18 protein-coding genes and 1 other annotated feature are annotated in these 19,280 nt (G+C 31.4%); of the genes, 5 read left to right on the forward strand and 13 right to left on the reverse strand.

Going from position 1 to position 19,280, the window contains the following annotated elements; genetic code table 11:
• Positions 1 to 6: 6 nt before the first annotated feature.
• From RIN63_RS07965 to RIN63_RS07975, 3 genes are all read right to left on the reverse strand, one after another.
• Entirely contained in the window at positions 7 to 1,950 is a 1,944-nt protein-coding gene (locus RIN63_RS07965; protein ID WP_310444184.1) for a sigma 54-interacting transcriptional regulator, read from the reverse strand.
• Between the two features lie 250 nt (positions 1,951 to 2,200).
• On the reverse strand, positions 2,201 to 4,198 hold the full coding sequence (locus tag RIN63_RS07970) for a methyl-accepting chemotaxis protein (RefSeq protein WP_310444185.1): 1,998 nt from the start codon (positions 4,196 to 4,198) through the stop codon (positions 2,201 to 2,203).
• A gap of 158 nt (positions 4,199 to 4,356) precedes the next feature.
• The gene (locus tag RIN63_RS07975; RefSeq protein WP_310444186.1) at positions 4,357 to 4,938 is read right to left on the reverse strand and encodes an HDIG domain-containing metalloprotein; all 582 of its coding nucleotides are present in this window, start codon (positions 4,936 to 4,938) and stop codon (positions 4,357 to 4,359) included.
• 367 nt (positions 4,939 to 5,305) lie between these two features.
• Between RIN63_RS07975 and RIN63_RS07980 the strand changes: the two genes are divergently transcribed.
• Positions 5,306 to 5,524: a hypothetical protein gene (locus tag RIN63_RS07980; RefSeq protein ID WP_310444187.1), complete on the forward strand. Its 219-nt coding sequence runs from the start codon at positions 5,306 to 5,308 to the stop codon at positions 5,522 to 5,524.
• A gap of 12 nt (positions 5,525 to 5,536) precedes the next feature.
• Positions 5,537 to 6,511, forward strand: a complete 975-nt coding sequence (locus RIN63_RS07985) for a DUF6976 family protein (protein ID WP_310444188.1) — start codon at positions 5,537 to 5,539, stop codon at positions 6,509 to 6,511.
• Between the two features lie 286 nt (positions 6,512 to 6,797).
• Here the strand turns inward: RIN63_RS07985 and RIN63_RS07990 are convergent, their stop codons facing one another.
• The 4 genes from RIN63_RS07990 to RIN63_RS08005 form a co-directional block, all read right to left on the reverse strand.
• The gene (locus RIN63_RS07990) at positions 6,798 to 7,298 is read right to left on the reverse strand and encodes a CarD family transcriptional regulator (protein WP_310444189.1); all 501 of its coding nucleotides are present in this window, start codon (positions 7,296 to 7,298) and stop codon (positions 6,798 to 6,800) included.
• 76 nt (positions 7,299 to 7,374) lie between these two features.
• Positions 7,375 to 7,773, reverse strand: coding sequence for a hypothetical protein (locus tag RIN63_RS07995; protein WP_310444190.1), 399 nt, complete (start codon positions 7,771 to 7,773; stop codon positions 7,375 to 7,377).
• Between the two features lie 240 nt (positions 7,774 to 8,013).
• A complete protein-coding gene (locus RIN63_RS08000; RefSeq protein WP_310444191.1) occupies positions 8,014 to 9,741 on the reverse strand; it encodes an ABC transporter ATP-binding protein in 1,728 nt (575 codons plus the stop codon).
• Positions 9,728 to 11,488, reverse strand: a complete 1,761-nt coding sequence (locus tag RIN63_RS08005; RefSeq protein WP_310444192.1) for an ABC transporter ATP-binding protein — start codon at positions 11,486 to 11,488, stop codon at positions 9,728 to 9,730. Before RIN63_RS08005 ends, RIN63_RS08000 begins: the two co-directional genes overlap by 14 nt.
• A gap of 210 nt (positions 11,489 to 11,698) precedes the next feature.
• On the opposite strand from RIN63_RS08005, the gene RIN63_RS08010 reads away from it, so the two are divergent.
• Positions 11,699 to 12,763 (forward strand): PdaC/SigV domain-containing protein, encoded by a 1,065-nt coding sequence (locus RIN63_RS08010; protein ID WP_310444193.1) that lies wholly within the window; start codon positions 11,699 to 11,701, stop codon positions 12,761 to 12,763.
• A gap of 85 nt (positions 12,764 to 12,848) precedes the next feature.
• Here RIN63_RS08010 and RIN63_RS08015 read toward each other — a convergent pair whose 3' ends face one another.
• A complete protein-coding gene (locus RIN63_RS08015) occupies positions 12,849 to 13,373 on the reverse strand; it encodes a hypothetical protein (RefSeq protein ID WP_310444194.1) in 525 nt (174 codons plus the stop codon).
• Between the two features lie 230 nt (positions 13,374 to 13,603).
• Positions 13,604 to 13,984, reverse strand: coding sequence for a VOC family protein (locus RIN63_RS08020; protein ID WP_310444195.1), 381 nt, complete (start codon positions 13,982 to 13,984; stop codon positions 13,604 to 13,606).
• Positions 13,985 to 14,092: 108 nt separating this feature from the next.
• Here RIN63_RS08020 and RIN63_RS08025 point away from each other — a divergent pair, with 108 nt between their 5' ends.
• Positions 14,093 to 14,335 carry a DUF2249 domain-containing protein gene (locus RIN63_RS08025; RefSeq protein ID WP_310444196.1) on the forward strand — a complete coding sequence of 81 codons (243 nt, stop codon included), beginning with the start codon at positions 14,093 to 14,095 and terminating at the stop codon, positions 14,333 to 14,335.
• Between the two features lie 149 nt (positions 14,336 to 14,484).
• Positions 14,485 to 15,525 carry a tRNA 2-selenouridine(34) synthase MnmH gene (mnmH, locus tag RIN63_RS08030; protein WP_310444197.1) on the forward strand — a complete coding sequence of 347 codons (1,041 nt, stop codon included), beginning with the start codon at positions 14,485 to 14,487 and terminating at the stop codon, positions 15,523 to 15,525.
• A 32-nt stretch (positions 15,526 to 15,557) separates the two neighbouring features.
• Here the strand turns inward: mnmH and RIN63_RS08035 are convergent, their stop codons facing one another.
• The 4 genes from RIN63_RS08035 to cysK form a co-directional block, all read right to left on the reverse strand.
• Positions 15,558 to 16,322: a TIGR02206 family membrane protein gene (locus RIN63_RS08035; protein WP_310444198.1), complete on the reverse strand. Its 765-nt coding sequence runs from the start codon at positions 16,320 to 16,322 to the stop codon at positions 15,558 to 15,560.
• Between the two features lie 12 nt (positions 16,323 to 16,334).
• Positions 16,335 to 17,327, reverse strand: a complete 993-nt coding sequence (gene trpS / locus RIN63_RS08040) for a tryptophan--tRNA ligase (protein ID WP_310444199.1) — start codon at positions 17,325 to 17,327, stop codon at positions 16,335 to 16,337.
• A gap of 43 nt (positions 17,328 to 17,370) precedes the next feature.
• Positions 17,371 to 17,577 (reverse strand) — a binding site (T-box leader).
• Between the two features lie 74 nt (positions 17,578 to 17,651).
• Entirely contained in the window at positions 17,652 to 18,194 is a 543-nt protein-coding gene (gene epsC / locus RIN63_RS08045) for a serine O-acetyltransferase EpsC (RefSeq protein ID WP_310444200.1), read from the reverse strand.
• A 4-nt stretch (positions 18,195 to 18,198) separates the two neighbouring features.
• Positions 18,199 to 19,116, reverse strand: coding sequence for a cysteine synthase A (gene cysK, locus RIN63_RS08050; RefSeq protein ID WP_310444201.1), 918 nt, complete (start codon positions 19,114 to 19,116; stop codon positions 18,199 to 18,201).
• Positions 19,117 to 19,280 lie beyond the last annotated feature (164 nt).

A 19,280-nucleotide genomic window follows, 5' to 3' on the forward strand; every position in this document is an offset into this window, starting at 1 on the left:
TTTATTCTATCGTGACAGATCTAAATCATATTTTTTTATTTTTCTCCATAAGGTGGTTCTAGATATCCCCAATTCCTTTGCTGTCAAATTAATTATACCCTTATTTTCTTCTAAAGCATGTAAAATTGCGTCTTTCTCAGAAATATAGTTCTTTTTATATTCTTCTAATTCTACATTCTTCTCATTAATTATTGTTTCTTTATCATCTAATTGATATATAGTTGTATCACTTTTAGTATCTTCTACTGTAATAAATTTGTTTTCAATATCTTCACGTTCTATACATTTCTCCTTTGCAACAACCATTAATCTTTCCACAAAGTTTTTAAGTTCCCTAATGTTACCAGGCCAGTTGTACAAACTCAAATATTGTATTGCCTTTTCACTTAGAGTTATTGATGGTCTATCTAATCTCTGGCTGTAATATTGGATAAAATGATTTATAAGATATGGAATATCTTCTTTTTTATTTCTCAAAGGATACATCTCTATCTTTAACACATTAAGCCTATAAAATAAATCTTCTCTAAACTTTCTTTCTAATACTAGGCTATGAAGGTTTCTGTTTGTTGCAGTAATAACTCTTACATCTATGGGAATTACCTTATTATCACCAATCCTCATAACTTGTTTTTCTTGTAACACTCTTAATAATCTTCCCTGAATCAAGGGATTCATTTCACATATTTCATCTAAGAAAATCGTTCCACCATGGGCAAGCTCAAACAAACCTCGTTTCCCTTTTCTATCAGCCCCAGTAAATGATCCAGGTGCATATCCAAACAGCTCAGATTCTAGCAGACTTTCCGAAAGTGCTGCACAGTTAACTGCTACAAATGGACCATTAGCCCTGTTACTATAATTATGTATACTTTGAACCATGACTTCTTTACCTGTTCCTGTTTCACCCTCTATTAAAATCGTCGAATTTACCTTTGCATATTCCTTACCTATTCTTATTGTTTCTTTTGATTCTTTACTAACTCCAATAACATCATCGAATGTGTATTTAGCATAAAGTCCAGTAGTAGAGATTTCTCTCCTTATCTGCTCCTCCATCTGCTGAATCCTATTTACATCCTGCAACATTGCCACGGCATCAACGACTTCTCCATTCACCTTTATAGGTATATTAGATACCATTATCTTATTTTCCTGAATGTATTTAATAACCTCCATTTCACCAATACCACTATACAATATATCAGTCAATTCAAGCTGTGGAAGTACATTATCTATATGCTTACCAACAACATCTTTACCATTTAATTTTAACAGTTTTTCAGCTGTTGAGTTAAAAATGCTTATATATCCATTTCTATCAACTGATATAATCCCATCCTTAGAGTTCTCTACTATTGTTCTAAATCTTTCTCCTCTTTTATTCTCCTCACGGGTAGCTATTGCTACCCTCTTTGCCTCCTGGATTGCACTAATAATAGCTTCTCTTCCCGTTTTTATAACTATCGGTTTGATATCATATTTAGGAGCATATCGAACAATAATGCCTCCCCCAATCACAACTTTGACTCCTCGGCTTGAAATATCAGCCATTTTTTCCTCGACTTCTTTTTCATTGGTGACCTGTATTACCTGATATCTTATTCCTGATATCTTTATGAAACTTTCACTTGCCGTAAGCATATTATCAAAGGCTATTATTGCAATATTATCATTCACTTTTTCAGCTTCATTAATAGCATTAAATATGTCCATTACTGTTATTGGAATAGGCACGGTAGGTATATTTAAGCCACAATTCTTTAATAGTAGCTGTGTACCACCCCTAGCAATAATAACATCGAATCCCTTACCCTCATACTCTTTTGCTAATTCAAGTCCTATTTCCATGGAACCTTCAATTATATGGATACTCTCCTGAAATTCAGAAGCTGCTGCTTTCGCTATCTTTAGCAAATCCTTTGGAACTATTATTGCAATTTTAACCATAAGAACCTCCTAATATATTGACTAATAAGTTATTGAAACAAGATATCTTTATAGAAACTATTTTTTACATTAGAATATAAGACATACGATAGTAGCATGTCTTAATCAATTATACTCAATATACTCTACTTAAATTATAACACAGATTAAAATTAATACTAAATCCGTATTCAACTTAATGATTAATATACAAAACAAAAGGCAGCCTATATCCAAGTATCTCCAATGGCTATAGGCTGTTTTTTATTTGTTAAAGTTTAACTGTTGATACTATTTCTTCAAGCTTCATAGATACTTCTTTATTTCCTTCCATTATTGTATTTATATTATTTATAGCCTCAACTATATTCATATTCTTTTCAGCTATAGTTGTAGTTGCAACTGTTGATTCTTCAACTGTAATAGATATCTCCTTCATTGATGTGGATATTTCATTTACTGTAGCAGCTAACTCTTCAGAAGTTGCACTTAAGTCTGAAATTATATTATTTAAGAAATATCCATCCTCTTTATAATTATTTACAGCGTCTACCATCAAGTCATAGTCCTTCATAACATCTATTTCTAAGAAATCCATTACTGATGATACTCTGTCTATAAGCTGCTCCACTGCTTTAGTTATATTATCTGTTACAGCTTGAATCTCTCCTACTGTTGAATTAGAATGTTCAGCAAGTTTTCTGATTTCATCTGCTACTACTGCAAATCCTCTTCCTGATTCTCCTGCTCTTGCAGCTTCTATAGCTGCATTTAAAGATAATAATGAGGTTTGTTCTGATATAGATAATATTGCATTTGACAATAATGTTATCTTTTCTACCTCTTTCGATGCTTCTATTGCTTTTCCGATTTCTCCTCTTGCCTCTTCATAGATATTCACAGATTTATCTTTTGCCATGATAAACTGATGTCTTAGTTCTTCAGCTTTAGTGCTAATTTCAGAAGATGTATTATATCCGTCTTGAACTTTTTCAGCAAAATCAGTTATTGCCATATCTATTTCATTAGCGGATTCATTGATGGATAAAGTGGCTGCAGCTGTTTCTTCCATTCCAGCTGAAAGCTCCTCAGTAGTAGCAGAGGTATCTTCTGCTTGCAATACTAAGAAACCAAGCTTGTCTAAAGTCTCTTTATATACTTCATGATTAATTTCAATTGATGAATCCATCTCTTTCATAAACATTCTCAGTTTTTCAATAATCAGTTGATAGGATCTATACATTTGTCCTATTTCATCTTTTCTTTCAAGTTTACTTTCTTCAATAGATAAGGATAAATCCAAATCACTTATATTTTCTGCAATATTAACTGAATTTATAATTGGTTTTGATATTGTCCCAGCTATATAATTTGCAAATACAAGGGCAATAGCAACTACAACAATTGTTGCTATTATAGTATATCGGATAACCATATTGATAGTTCCCATGGCTCTATCACTAGGAAATCCTACTCCTACTTTCCAATTTGATTCTACTACATCTGCATAGAAGAACATTCTATCTTCATTATCAAAGTCCTTCACTCTTCTTTCCCTAATACTCAAATCTTTAGACATAATACTTTGAATCTTGCCATCTAATACATCGCCTATATTTGTTAATTTATCTTCAGTAGGATTAAAAGACTCATTAATATGAGTAATTATATTTCCATTATCATCTAGTAAAAAAGAATAAGCACCTTCTCCAAGGTCTACATTGGATATTAAATCTACTATAAAATCAATTGTAATATCTGATGCCATTACTCCTTCTTTACCACTAGAAGTTTTGAAAAGCTTTGATATGGTAATTACCATTTTACCCATATCTGAATCCAAATAAGGTTCAGTAATATGGATGCCATCCGTTTCTTTGGCTCCTACATACCAATCTCTTGTAGTAGCATCATAGCTACTATCAGGTATCCACCCTGACCCAGCTATCAAGGACTTGTCCGAAAAAGCAACATAATACTCATTCCCATCATTCATCTTGTTTTTATCAACAAAATACTTATGCACATAATTATATTCATAATTGTTATTATATAGGAGTCCTTGAAGTACTTCCTCTAAGGAATCTTTTTGTAATGCCATCCATTTATCAGAATCCTTCGCAATATTTACAGTTTCAAGTTGAATGTTTTTATTTACCTCTTCTTCTAAATTTTGAATAGACAAATTATAATTAATCAATGCAATTGCCATAACACTAATAATACAAACCAAAACTGAAAATATGACTAGTTTCCCTTTTAATTTCATAGACATCACTCCCCTTATGTTTTTTTACACATATTTCCACATTATTATACATTAAAACACAAATGTATTCAATGAGTCTTTCGACTAGAATATCAACTTAAAAGAAGAGTCTATCTCAAAATGATGACAATCATTTTAAGATAGACTCTTCTTGATTTTTATAAACTTCCCTTTAATCCTATCTCTTCTGCTACTTTTCTCATAGCATTTATTGTTTCTTGAATAACATAATCCTTTTCCATTCCTAGCATATTAATACCATTTTCTATAATAGTTCTATCTACTCCTGCTGCAAATTTGCTATCTTTCCACTTTTTCTTAACTGATTTTGGCTCTAGATCTAACACAGATTTACTTGGACGAAGCAATACTACTGCTGTAATTAATCCCGTCAATTCATCTATGGCATATAGAACCTTCTCCATCTTTTCTATAGGTTCAATATCACAACATATTCCATAACCATGACTTGCTATGGCTCTTATATAATCTTCTGGATATCCTTCTTCTTTAAGTATTTCCTGCACCTTTATACAATGTTCATCAGGATACATTTCATAATCTAAATCATGAATCAATCCTACTATTGTCCATTTTTCAACATCAGGCTCATTAAGGAGCTCTGCAAAATGTTTCATAGTAGCTTCAACTGACAATGCGTGTCTAAGCAGGCTATCACTTTTATTATGTTTTTTGAATAATTCCAAGGCTTCTTCTCTAGTTGGTTTTTTACTTGTCATTTGTATACCCTCTTTCTTTATCGCTTTAGTATATATAATAATAGAGTAGGCTTGTGGTGTCAAGCCTCTCATGGATTAGTACTAATGTCTATTTCAACCTTTGGTCGTATAAAACCCATTTGAAGAAGATACATAAATTTTGATAGTACCTCACCATCTTCACCATTATTTATAAATGCCTTACATGCTAGAAAATAAATGTATAAATATTTTATTCATTTCTATTGCAAATTATTACCAAATAGTATAATCTAAGTAAATATATTATCATATTTAATGGTAATATGTGGGATTTTGTTACCAGGGTAAGGTCGGTCTGTTAAGTAAAATAGTGAGGGGAAAATATCATAGTAGAGGGGATAATAGCATGGAGCTGGACTTAGTGTTTGAAAAATTAGTTAAGGCACAAGCGAAATATGAGTCAGCTAGCCTGGGTCTGAATCTGTTAATTACCAGGTTGCAGAGAAAGTATTCTGCTAATCAGTCAACGGAAGAATTAAATAACTGTTTGCAGGAAATAAAAGCATTTTTTAAAAAATATGCTTTAGTAGTAGAAAAAGATATCGAAGCATTGAAGAAAATATAGGAGGTAAAGACCATGTTTGTTAATCTTGATCAGGCAACAAAATTAGTCCAAGAAGGTAGAATTTTGCATATTGCAGCTGACGAGTCTTTGTTGAAACAATTACCGAAGGGCAAATGGATTGCGGGAACTACTCCATATTTTATTACGGAGCAAGGCGGTATCACTTGCAAAGATAAATTATTTATTAATGAAATAGTAGATGCAGTGGATTGTAAAACCATAGTGTACGATAGAAATAATATATTAGACATAACAAAGGATTCCTATCTTAACGGGATGTCATTTTTAATTATGCCTTTTGCGAGTGATGTTGCTGTATTTTATGCTAAGGAAGCACCAAATTCAATTGATATATTAATGAATCCAACAATTGGTTGGATCTCAGGTTTTGATCTATCTACCAACTCTAGTGCGAAGGTATATGATGGCGTTACTGGTGTATCATATGACGACAAAGCGGTTGCATTACACATTTCCTTGCCCGATGATAAGGTAGCATCCCTTGGAATAGTAAATATTTTTAATATTGACGAGAATGATACGAAAATCGAGTTTAAGGAAGATGCTTTATCAGTAAAGAAATGCTTAGTTAACGGAAAAGAAGTTTTATTTTCAGATTATTTATCCGAAAATAATATTAATACACAATTACCATTAGTAGCAGATTATAACAGTGTATTGGTAAATGTGTCTATTAAATCCGTTTCTGAAGAAAACAAGACTGTTGATTTTTATGCTCCTGTATTTGCAGGAAAAGAGTATCGTTTTGCTCACCCTGTCAATAATTATGGTACAAGCTTCACAGAACATTTACAAGGGTTTGAAAATATTAAACCAATCTTTTCTTGCAACTGTATCCTCAATTACCTTTATGGTGAACTTGATGGTAAATCAACAGCGCCGTTTGCAGGACCGGTAACTTTTGGAGAAGTCGCATACCAGTTACTAAACCAAACACTAGTATATGCAGAGATAATTAGTAAATAACAAAAGATTATATGAAGTGTCCTATAGGATTAATCTCCCGTAGGGCACTTTCTTTTTAAGACAATATATAATTACAAGATTGGTTACAAAAAATTGATATAAGCCAAACATTCCACATAGTATACTTTTTGCGAAATAGTAATGCTTACATCAACATACGATCCAATTACTATGATACAATCACCCTCTTTCTTTAGTGCTTTACTAAATATAATAAAGTAGTAGCCTCATAGTGTAAAGTCTTCTATAGGATAAAAGCTTACTTTTCTAGAATAGAAAAAAGAATCTACAGTGTATCTGATATAATACCAAGGATTCTTTCTTCTATTGCTTCAACAGTAGTATTTAATGGAAGTGCCAATTCTGAGAATAGAATATTTTGAACTGAAATTAAGAGTTTCTTATCTCTTTCATCAAATTTCTTCCCATTGTTTTCTGTTTTAATCTTTTCCCTCATCAAAGTATTGACTATCATAGAAATTTCTTTACGATTCCCCGTCTTTACAATATTTGAATATACTTGATTTCTATGGTTTACTTTATCAATCCATTCTATTCCTGCTAACTTAAAGGTTTCTATAATCTCTTCGGCTTCTTCTCTATCCATAAGCCTTAGCATCACTACATCTTGACTATCTACAGGGATGCTAATTTTCAACTTATCATTTTCAACGGGGTGCAAAACATAATAGCTTTTAGTGACACCAAAGTATTCTCTTTCACAAATCTCATCTATACAGCAAATTCCCTGGCCAGAATAGATAATTAAATCTCCAATATCAAACATTTGAGTTTCTCCTTTACTAATTCTTTACCATTTAATGTGACTTCATTCAATATAGTTTGCTATAATCAAATAATCCTTAAGATTCTTTCTTAGTTTTTTTTGTTGCAGTCTTTTTTGTTGTTGTTGTTTTTGTTACGGTCTTCTTTGCAGGTGCCTTTTTTGCTGTTGCTTTTTTTAATGCTTTTTTATTTTCTATCTCAGCTAGTCTTAACTCTTCTCTTAATTCAATAGCTATTCGTTGTCTTTCTTCACGCTCTAACTCTAGTCGTTGTATTTTCGCTTTTAGTTCTCCTTGGATATAATCTGCCAATACTAAATTTTCAGTCTTTAAAAATTTATCAAAAGCCTCTGGATATTGAAATGACTTAGTTCCAATATCACCTTGAAAATCTACCAATACCTTGTTGTCTTGCATTTCTTTCACAATCCCTGAACCAAACTTAATATGTTCTACACTTTCATTTAACAAATTCATTCTTTATACCTCCATAATCTATTTCATGTTTTATAATATTAATGATTTTCAACCATGCAGATATGTTTTATATTTAATAAGGAATTCTTACACATGATTTTTTACATAATTTAACGCAACATATCTTAAATAACTCTCTTCCTATATTTTATCACATTGAAAAAGTTAAATGTAAGTAAAACTTTTAGTATATAGCTTATTCTAGGCATTATATATTATACCCAAAAGGATCAATTGATATTATTGTGCTTCGTAAAGTTCTCTATAATAACTGCCTTTTTTCATGAGCTCATCATGATTTCCTATCTCAATAATTTTACCCTTGCTTAATAAAATTATTTTATCTGCATTTCGAATTGTAGATAGTCTATGAGCAATAATTAAAGTAGTACGATTTTTAGATATATTCTCAATAGATTTTTGAATTAATTGTTCTGTCTTTGTATCAATGTTGGCAGTTGCCTCATCCAGCACAAGAACTGATGGATTGTGGGCAATAGCTCGTGCAAAGGATAGAAGTTGTCTTTGCCCTGCAGAGAAGGTGCTACCCCTTTCCCTTACAGGTTCATTGATTCCAAGGGGTAATTCATCTATAAAATCCGATGAACATGATAATTCCAAGGATTTTGATATTTCATCATCAGGGATATTAGTATTAAGACTTATATTACTTTTAATATCTCCTGAAAAAAGAAATACATCTTGTAAAACTACTGCTACATTCTTTCTTAAATCCTTCAGCTTATATTCTTTAATATTTACGCCATCAATTAAAATTTCACCCTTCTGAATCTCATAGAATCTAGAAATCAGATTAATAATCGTAGTCTTCCCTGCTCCTGTAGCTCCTACAAAAGCTGCAGTCTCACCTGGTTCAATATTAAAGCTTAGGTTTTTCAATATCCATTCCTCTTCATTGTAAGCGAAATAAACATTCTTAAATTCAATTTTTCCCCTAAAACTTTCTATAGGTAAACCTGCATCTAAATCTTCTAGTATATCCTCCTGATCCAACAACTCAAATATACGATCTGCAGATACTATGGCAGACTGGATAGTATTATAGTTTTCTGCTAAATCATTAATAGGTGCAAAAAACTGCTTGATATAGTTTGTAAATGCAAATACCACACCTAGCTCAAGAGTTTGGTTCATAATCTTGCCCATGCTATACCATACTAATACAGCAATAGTTACATTTTGCAATATCTCAATTATAGGCCTTAGCAAGCTATTCATCTTTATTTGAAATAGTGTGGCTTTATGATATTCATCATTTAATTCCTTGAATTCCTTTTGCTTTTCTATTTCTCGATTAAATACTTGTACCAATTTCATTCCAGACAAGTTTTCCGCAAAAAAACCATTTATTCTACCAATCAAGCTTTTTACCACTTGAAAGTTCTTTTTGATTTTATTCTTGAAATAATATGTTACTAAGAAAATAAGTGGTACTGCTACAAATCCTATTAATGCTAAGCTTACATTCATTTTAAACATTATAACTACAATTCCAATTAATAAGAATATATCTCTAAAAAGATTAATCAAAACATCAGTAAACATTTCGTTAAGAGCTTCAACATCATTAGTAGCTCTTGTTATTAACCTTCCTGAAGAAAATTTATCTAAATAAGATAATGGTAGATGTTGTATATGACTGAAAACTTTTTTTCTTAAATTGCTAACAATATTCTGCCCAACACGATTCATAAGATTTATCTGTGCAAATGTGAACAATGAGCCTAAAGCTATGATTACCATATATAGGATACCCATGGAAGTAATAGAATAGAACCCTATCTCAGGCCTTTTAAGAATTAGGAAATCATCTATTACAATCTTTAAAATAATTGGTTTTAAAAGCTCTGCTCCATTTGCTAATAGTACGCAGATAGCTGCCAAAACTACGGTTCTCTTGTGGGGTATCATTAACTTTAATAATCTTAAAACACTATGACGCTTCATGGTTCACCTTCTCTCGCATTTCTTCTTTATATTGCTCCTCATAAATTTCAAAATATGCTCCTTCTTTTTCTAGAAGCTCTTCATGGGTTCCACTCTCTACTATTTCCCCATGGTCCATTACAATAATTTCATCTGCATGTTTTATAGCTGAAATACGATGAGCAATAATGATGCCTGTCTTACCAATTAATATATCTTTAAAATGGTCAATAATGCTCTCCTCTGTTTTTGTATCAACAGCAGATAAAGCGTCATCCAAGATAAGTATACTTGGATTTTTTACAATTGCCCTTGCAATTGAAATCCTTTGTTTTTGACCTCCAGAAAGATTTACTCCCCTTTCACCTATTACAGTATCAAATCCATTAGGAAAATCTATAATATTATCATAAATGCAGCTTGATTTAGTAGCATCTTCAATTTCTTCATCCGAGTATATATCTCTAAAGAACTGAATACTTTCTTTAATAGTGGATGAAAAAAGGAAATTATCTTGTGGTACATATCCTATATTTTCACGAAGAACTTTCAAAGGATAATCATTGATATCTTGCCCATCTATGAATATCTTTCCTCTTTCAACATTATAAAGCCTTAGTAAAAGGTTCACCAAAGTAGTTTTTCCACTACCCGTTTTACCTATAATTCCTACTGTTTTTCCTTCACTAATTTTAAAACTAATATCTTTTAAAGCTAACTCTTCTACTCCTGGATAATTAAATCTTAAATTCTTTATTTCTATACTCCCTTTTATTTCTTTTAAAGACTGATCTCCAGTTTCATGAGTAATATCTGATTTTGTTTGAAAAATTGCATCTAGTCTTTTAAATGAAGCTAAGCCTTTTTGAGTTATATTAATTACTCTACCTATTGATGTAATTGGTTTTACAATCAAAGTAAGATATCCATTAAAAGCAATAAAATCTCCAAGGGTAATTACATTGTTTTTCACCATATTACTACCGTAGATAAGACTAATCATAAAGCTTATACCAAAGCACAGTTCAATCATTGGTGAAAGAATAGAAGAAACCCTAACCATTTTTATATTAGATTCTTTCATTTTTTCATTTAAATCATCAAATCTATGAACTTCGTCCTTCTCCTGTACATAGGATTTGATTACTCGAATGCCTGAGATGTTTTCTTGTACACGATCTGATATAGCTGCAAAATTTTCTTGAACTGTTCTAAACCTCTTTTGTACTAGTCCACCAATTTTAATCATTAAGAGCAAGATTACTGGAATAGGCAAAAGAGCTAATATAGTTAATCTCAAGTCTATGGTTCTAGCCATGGATGCAATAACCACTATACACATTCCTGTACCGTGAATTATATGGGCTAAACCTGGCCCAAAGGACATTCTTACTGCAGAGATGTCATTAATAGCATATGCTAGTAGATCTCCCGTTTTCCTCTCGTGATAGAATTGTACTGGAAGTGTTTGAAAATGGGCAAACAAACTTTGTCTCAAATAACACTCCATATTTCTTGAACTCCCTAAAATGAGATATCTCCATATATATCTTGTAAAAAATGCTGCTACTGCAACGACGATCATCATCCATAAATAGAAGAATATTTGCCCCCTATCTATATTTTCTAATCTTAATAGGTCTATAATTATGCCCAAAAGCTTAGGCCCAAAGGTCTGGATATAGGTACTTAACATTAGAAATACAACCCCTATGGTGTAATGTATCCAATGCTTCTTGAAAAAATTTATTATAGCATTTCCTTTCATATGTTGCCTCCATTATGTATAAAATTTGTTTAGACTCTCTAAATATTATATCATAATATTATAATAATTGGGATTTTTTATATAATAAAAAATTTTCTTGCACATAGGTAGTGAGAGAAGGTGTGTAACTGTAACCATATTGTTACTGGATTAATGCTGATAAAATAGAATATACTATTGTTAATAAGTAAAAGTGAGGGGATAATAAAAGTGAAAAAATCTATATCATTTCTACTATTGTTAATAATTTGTGTTTCTATATTTTCTTTTGTAGTTGCAGAGGATGATTATACTGTAAAAAACAGTACAATTACTGAGACAGGAGATTTTTTAAGTATTAATATCTCTGTACCTTATTTTGATGGCTTTAAGGGTGCTGACAAGGTAAACAAGGAAATTGAAGTCCTAGTTAAAAACTCCATAGAGGATATCAGAGCTACGGCGACTTTAATGAAGGAATATCATGAAGAGAATCTTGACAGCAGTGCGGTATTCTGGACTCAAAAAGCTATTTTAGATATTTCCTATGACTATTTTTTGAACAAAGATTTACTATCTCTACAATTAAACTTCTCTAGCTATTCAGGTGGTGCCCATGGAATGTATTATGTTATTCCTATAAATGTCAATACTTTTACTGGTGAAATATACGAATTTAAGGACTTATTTAAATCTAACTCATCTGTTGAAGTAATAGAAAAAAAGATTATTGAAACTATGGATAAATCTCCGAATAATTATTTTGAGGACTATGATAAAGTAGTAAAAGACAAGAATGGTGATTTTTTATTCTATATTGATGGAGACAAAATAGTTGTTTATTTTACCCTTTATGAAATAGCTCCTTATGCAGGAGGAATGCATCGTTTTGTATTTGAGGGAAATGAATTAAAGGAACTACTAAAGGATGAGATTTATAACTCTATGAAAGAAGAAAAATCTCTAGATGCAATTAGGTTTAATGGTCTTAGTTTATCTGCACAAGAAGTTGTATTGGATGATTATGTTCCTATGATTCCTCTTCGTGTTGTTGCTGAATCTCTTGGCTATAAGGTTGATTGGAATAAGAAAGATGGCCCTACTGTAGCAGGTAAGCCTCTTAACGATATTGAATATAAAACAATAAAAGGCACTAGCTATGTTCCTATGGAATATTTTACTGAATTATTAAAAGAAAATGTAAGTTTCGGTACTTCACAATATATTAATACCAATAATAAAAATTATGATTTAATTGATAGCACTATTATAAGGATATTTAAAGAAACTAATTAATTTTAATATATAAACTAGAAAATATCAAAAAGGGATAAATAGCTAATTAAAGCTATTTATCCCTCTTTGATATTAAATATCTATTCTATGCTTGTTTGCCTTCTGCTTTTTTCTCATATTTCTTTACTTCATTGTTTTTATAAACAAAAACTCTAGTACCATCTTCTAATACTTGTTCTTCCATTTTCTGTCCATTTATATAGCTTCCATCTTTATTCACTTGTATATCTAAATTTCTATCATCCATAGCTAATTTATAGTTTCCAATTGATGGTACCAATGAATTATAACTATCAAAAACAGGAACAACAAACACACTAACTTGAGTTGCATCTATTTCAACAGATGTTGAAGCATCTCCACTTGTGTTAGGTCCAGAAATACAACTTCCTGATATATCTTTGTTAAATGCATTTGATTCTGCACTGGCTTCTACTTTAATACTGTTACTAAGATCTATTTCACATGAACCTTGTTTCCCTGGTCTTTTCCAGCTATTGCAAGGATTGTTATTATACCAAGAGCCATAGTTTTGAGGTCTAGCCATACTAATATAATTATCATTGTTTTCAGTTTCAGTTATCCACATATGATATCTTTGCTCATCCATTTTTATTCACCCCCTTTCTATGTAAGATATAAACTATTAGTTGCTCAGAAAAAGGGTTTTTTATCTTTATAAAGTATTCATCTATTATATATTATGGTATGTCTCAATTTTTGTGCATTATTTTTTACTATCTACATAAACAATGGCTATGGAAATGGAATTTACTCCCATTTGCATAGCCATAACCTGTTCTATTTTACAGTATATTAATAAATTTTTTTATTGCCTCATTATCCCCTTAATACTTCAACTTCATATCCGTCTGGATCAGTTACAAAATAAAACCTAGGTGGACTTCCTGGAAGACCCATTAATTCTGTAACTTCATATCCCATTTCCATATGTTTTTCTCTAGAAGCTTCTAGATCATCTACGGAAACTGCTATATGACTAAACCCATCACCTATTACATATGGTTTTTCTGGATTATAATTATATGTTAATTCTAATTCATATTTTCCTGATTCATCTGATAGATAAACTAATGTAAATTCATCTTCTGGATAATCCTTCCTGCGTGTTTCTGTTAATCCTAAAGCTTCTGTGTAAAATTTAAAGGATTTTTCTAAATCCATTACTCTTATGCAAGTGTGAAGCATTTTGCATTTCATAAAATAACCACTCCTTTTTTATTGTTAATTAGCTTATATACATATTATACCCTTAATAATATCAAATAAATAGGGAATAATAATTTAAAACTATTAGGAGGAGATAATATGTCAATTTTACAAATAGATACTAGTGGCTATACTGCAAGCGATGTAAACAGTGTTGTTTTACGTACTTTTAGTTCATTGCCTGTAGGTGAGAAAATGATGTTAATAAATGATAGTGATCTTTCACATGCATTTAAGCAATTAGAGGAAAACCAGTATGGTAAATTTGAATGGGAATATATCGAAGAAGGTCCTGATGTATGGAAGGTATCCTTGGCAAAGAAATATCTTAATTATATATAATATTTTAAATAGATAGCATCTTAGGATTGCTATCTATTTTCTTGTTATTAAAAATATTTATACAAACTCCTCTATCATTGATAATATTAATGGTATATAATATATATTGCTTGCATTAATGTAAATCATAGTAAAGAAGGGAATTTTATATGTTTAAAGTAGTTGATTATGAAGATATAGATGAAAACAGAATAGATGAAAATCACATATTAATAGACCTCAGATCTCCTAGTGAATACAATTCTGAGACTATACCAGGTGCTATTAATATTCCAATTTTCAACGATGAGGAAAGAAAGTTAATAGGAACAATTTATAAGCAAGAGAGTATAGAAAAGGCAAAAAAAGTTGGCATGGAGACAGCATCAAGGCGACTTCCAAGTATTTATGAAGAGGTGAGCGCCCTAGATAAGGAATATGGCAATCTGATTTTTTTCTGTGCAAGAGGTGGTTTTAGGAGCAGTTCTATAGTTTCTCTTTTTAGATCTATAGGTATTAATTCTATTAAACTTAATGGTGGATATAATGGATATAGAAGATTTATCAATGAAAATCTCCCTACTATTATGAATGAAATCCAGTTTGTAGTTCTTTATGGAAATACCGGGACAGGTAAAACTCATATATTACAATCCCTTAAAGCAGAAGGAATGGATATTCTAGATCTTGAGGGTTGTGCTAATCATAGGGGATCCCTCCTTGGTGGCGTTGGATTAGGTGAGCAGAACACTCAAAAAATGTTTGAATCACTTATTTACGAATCTCTGAAAAACAGAAAATCAAATCTTGTGTTTTTAGAGGGTGAAAGTAAAAGAATAGGTAAAGATATAATACCTAATTATCTATATGAGGCCATGAACAAGGGGATTAACCTAAAAATTGAAGCTAGCATAGAAAGAAGAGTTGATATTCTCCTAAAAGATTATGTTCATGGAATTGATGATGAAATAATAACTTCCATAAACTTTCTGAGAAAATACTTAGGCGATGCTAATATTGATAGATATATAGATTCTATTAACAAACATGATTATAGACCAGTAATAGAAGAACTGATAATTAAATATTACGATCCACTTTATGGACATAAAAATAGGATTCATCATGCAATATTTCATAATGAAAAAACTCTTGTAACAGCCAAAAATATTATTGAATGGGTTAATGATATGAAAGAAGATTCTAAATAATATTATTTAGAATCTTCTTTATGTTTAATAGTTTATGAAGCAAATTTTGCTAAATCTTCATCTACCTCTAATAATTTATATATGGACTTAGCTACTACATACACCAATATCATAAATATATTAAAAGCTAAAAATGTAGTTAGGCTATAAAACCTTGGTGACATATTGCTTGCAAAGAACGCCTTGGCAAAAGGTGGTTCTATTAAATAACAATAGTTTGATTTAGCAAATATATTAAATGTATAAATTAATAAATGATAAATATTAGTAAAATATAATATAGATTTCAGGCTAATTTTATTAATCCTATATTCATCAACTACTAAGATATATAGTGTAGACCATAACAACGCTATATGCCCTAAGAAAAAGGATATATTGGTATAATGTGGAAATGAGAATGGGTCTAAGTCAGTAGGCATCACCAGAGCTAATATAGCTCCCGCAACCCCCCAGTAGCATCCTACATTTTTAAATATCTTTTTATCTGTTATCAACGCAAGAATTGTAAATATAATGGCAATTCTACAGTTATATAGTGGTAAGCTCTCTTTTATAGTAAAGTAACCAGAAAAGCTATACCACAAATACAAAACTATCTGCTGTAAACTCAATGCTATAATCATAGCAATTTTAAAATATTTACCTAACTGAGAATTTCTAAGTTTTCCTTTATATTTTATTATAAATTCCACTCCAATAAATGCAATAAATATCAATGCAAGATGTTTTAGACTCCATATTGGAAATACATAACCATCAGGATTGCCCCTAAAAAAATATCTTATCCACTCCACAATTTAATCCTCCTATTTAGGTATAAATCCTACCTTTTTATAGACCTTTCTAAGTGTCTTCATAGCCTGATATTCAGCCTTTTCTGCTCCAGCCTTATATATCTTTTCTAAATAATCCTTATTTTTTATAAGATAATCATATTTCTCTTGAATAGGTGAAAGTCCTTCTGTAATCAATTCTGCCAAGTCTTCTTTGAATTTTCCATATCCCTGTCCTTCATAACGACTAATTATTTGAGGTATTTCTTCCTTTGAAAATATAGAGTAAATGGTCAGTAGATTCTTTAATCCTAGTTGCTCATCATTATAGGCCATTATTCCCAAGGAATCAGTGACTGCTCTTTTGATTTTTCTTCTAATAGCATCTTTATCATCTAAGATTAATATATATCCATTTTCATCAGAATCAGATTTACTCATCTTTGATTCTGGATCTTGAAGACTCATTATCCTAGCTCCAACTTCCTTGATTAGAGGATCTGGCACTTTGAAAGTATCACTATATTTATTGTTAAATCTTTCTGCTAAGTCTCTCGCTAACTCTAAATGTTGTTTTTGATCGTCCCCTACTGGAACTAAGTCTGCTTGATATAAAAGTATGTCTGAAGCCATCAAGACAGGATAAGTGAATAAGGCTGCATTTAGATTTTCCTCAGATTTCTTAGACTTTTCTTTAAATTGAGTCATTCTATTTAATTGTCCCATATATGAAATACTATTTAACACCCAAGTCAACTCAGCATGGGCCGGCACATGGGATTGTATGAATAATGAAGTTTTTTCAGGATCAATACCACAAGCTAAGTATACTGCTAAAAGCTCTAATGTCTTTTTTCTCAGTTCCTTAGGTACTTGTGGCACTGTAATAGCGTGCATATCAACTATACAATAATAACAATCATATTCATCCTGTAATTCCACCCAATTTTTTATAGCTCCTATATAATTACCAATGGTCAATGCCCCTGATGGTTGAACTGCACTAAATACAATTTTCTTTTCCATGATATCCCTCCTAAAATATAAATAAAACCCTTCATCTCTTATAATAAGAGACGAAAGGTTTAGTTCCGCGGTACCACTCTTTTTGCTAAATAGCCTACTCAAATCATATAAGGGTGATTAGCCCTATATCCTACTTATTTCAGATATATACTCCCAAGTCCATTCATCATAATAGTATCACTAGGTTCTCACCATCCCTAGTTCTCTTTAGACCTTTATTATGATTACTATTCTTGTTCATTGTTATTATATATTATACTCTAGAATAAAGATTTGTAAACACTTTTTTATAAACATCGAACAATAGGGACGGTTCTTTTTGTTTTATACTACATAAAACCAAGTGTTTTGTTTTTTTCTAATTATCCTAGCTGGTGCTCCTACTGCTGTAGCATATGGTGGTATATCTTCTAGTACCACTGAATTGGCACCAATCTTAGCCCCTTTACCAATTGTGACTGGTCCTAATATTTTAGCACCAGCTCCAATTACCACATCATCTTCTATAGTAGGATGTCTCTTGGCATTTTTTTCTCCACCTATTCCTCCTAAAGTTACTCCATGATACATTAGCACATTATCCCCTATTTCAGCAGTCTCTCCTATGACTACACCCATTCCATGGTCTATAAATAATTTTTTACCTATTTTAGCTCCAGGGTGTATTTCTATACCTGTTATTCTCCTAGCTCGTTGAGATATTATCCAAGATAATGTAAATCTTTTCTTCTTATATAGTTTGTGTGCAATTTTATGATAAGACATTGCCTTTATACTGGGGTAAAAAAACATGGCGGTAAAAAGATTCTTAGCTGCTGGATCCTTCTCCATTATATTTCTTCCTTCTTCTACTAAGAACTTAAACATAAAATCACTCTCCATTAAAGAGATCTGTAGATAAATACCTTTCTCCTGTATCTGGAATAACAGTTAGTACTCTTTTCCCTTCTCCTAATCTTTTTGCTATAATTGATGCCGCAGCTATATTAGCTCCAGCTGATATACCAGAAAGTATTCCTTCTTCCATTGCCAATCTCCTTGAATATTCATAGGATATTTGTTCATCAATATCTAATACCTCATCTACTACTTCTTTATCATATATACCAGGAATAAAGTTTGCACCTAAACCTTGGATTTTATGACCTGATGGAGCACCTCCTGTTAAGACAGGAGATTTCGCTGGTTGAGCTGCAACAATTAGTATATCCTTATTTAATTCTTTCATTTTTTTACCTACTCCTGACACAGTGCCTCCTGTTCCAACCCCCGCTACAAAAGCATCTATATTCCCCTCTGTATCTTCTAATATTTCCATAGCAGTTGTTTCATAGTGAGCTATTTTATTATTTTCATTTCCAAACTGATTTGGCATAAAATAATTATTATCCCTAGCTAATCTTTCTGCTAGCTCTACTGAACCTATCATTCCCTTTTTGCCTTCAGTTAGTATAATCTTTGCTCCATATGCAAGCATTAGTTTTCTTCTTTCAATACTCATAGTATCTGGCATAACTAAAATCACATTGTAGCCTTTTGCTGCTCCTATCATAGCAAGACCTACTCCAGTATTTCCACTAGTGGGTTCTATTATTGTTCCACCTTTAGTTAACAAACCTTCTCTCTCTGCAGCTTCTATCATGTATAAAGATGCTCTATCCTTTACGCTACCTGATGGATTAAAGGATTCAACCTTTACCAGTATTTCTGCTGCTCCTTCTTCCTTTAAGTTATTTAGTTTAATGATTGGTGTTCTTCCTATTGCTTCGTAAATATTATTTAATATCATTTTGTTGCCTCCTTTTATATAATTTGCCCTTTTCCTCAGTCTCTAAACTCAAATTTATTCACTCCCTATCAGTCGTGTAAATTTGGTTCTCGTTGCGTTTGACCTACTAAAACTCACTATCGTTCGTTAAGTTAGGTCATAAAAATAATTAAAACCTTCTGCCC

The sequence above is a fragment of the Tissierella sp. genome (assembly GCF_031460495.1).
Classification (GTDB): Bacteria; Bacillota; Clostridia; order Tissierellales; family Tissierellaceae; genus JAVKTS01.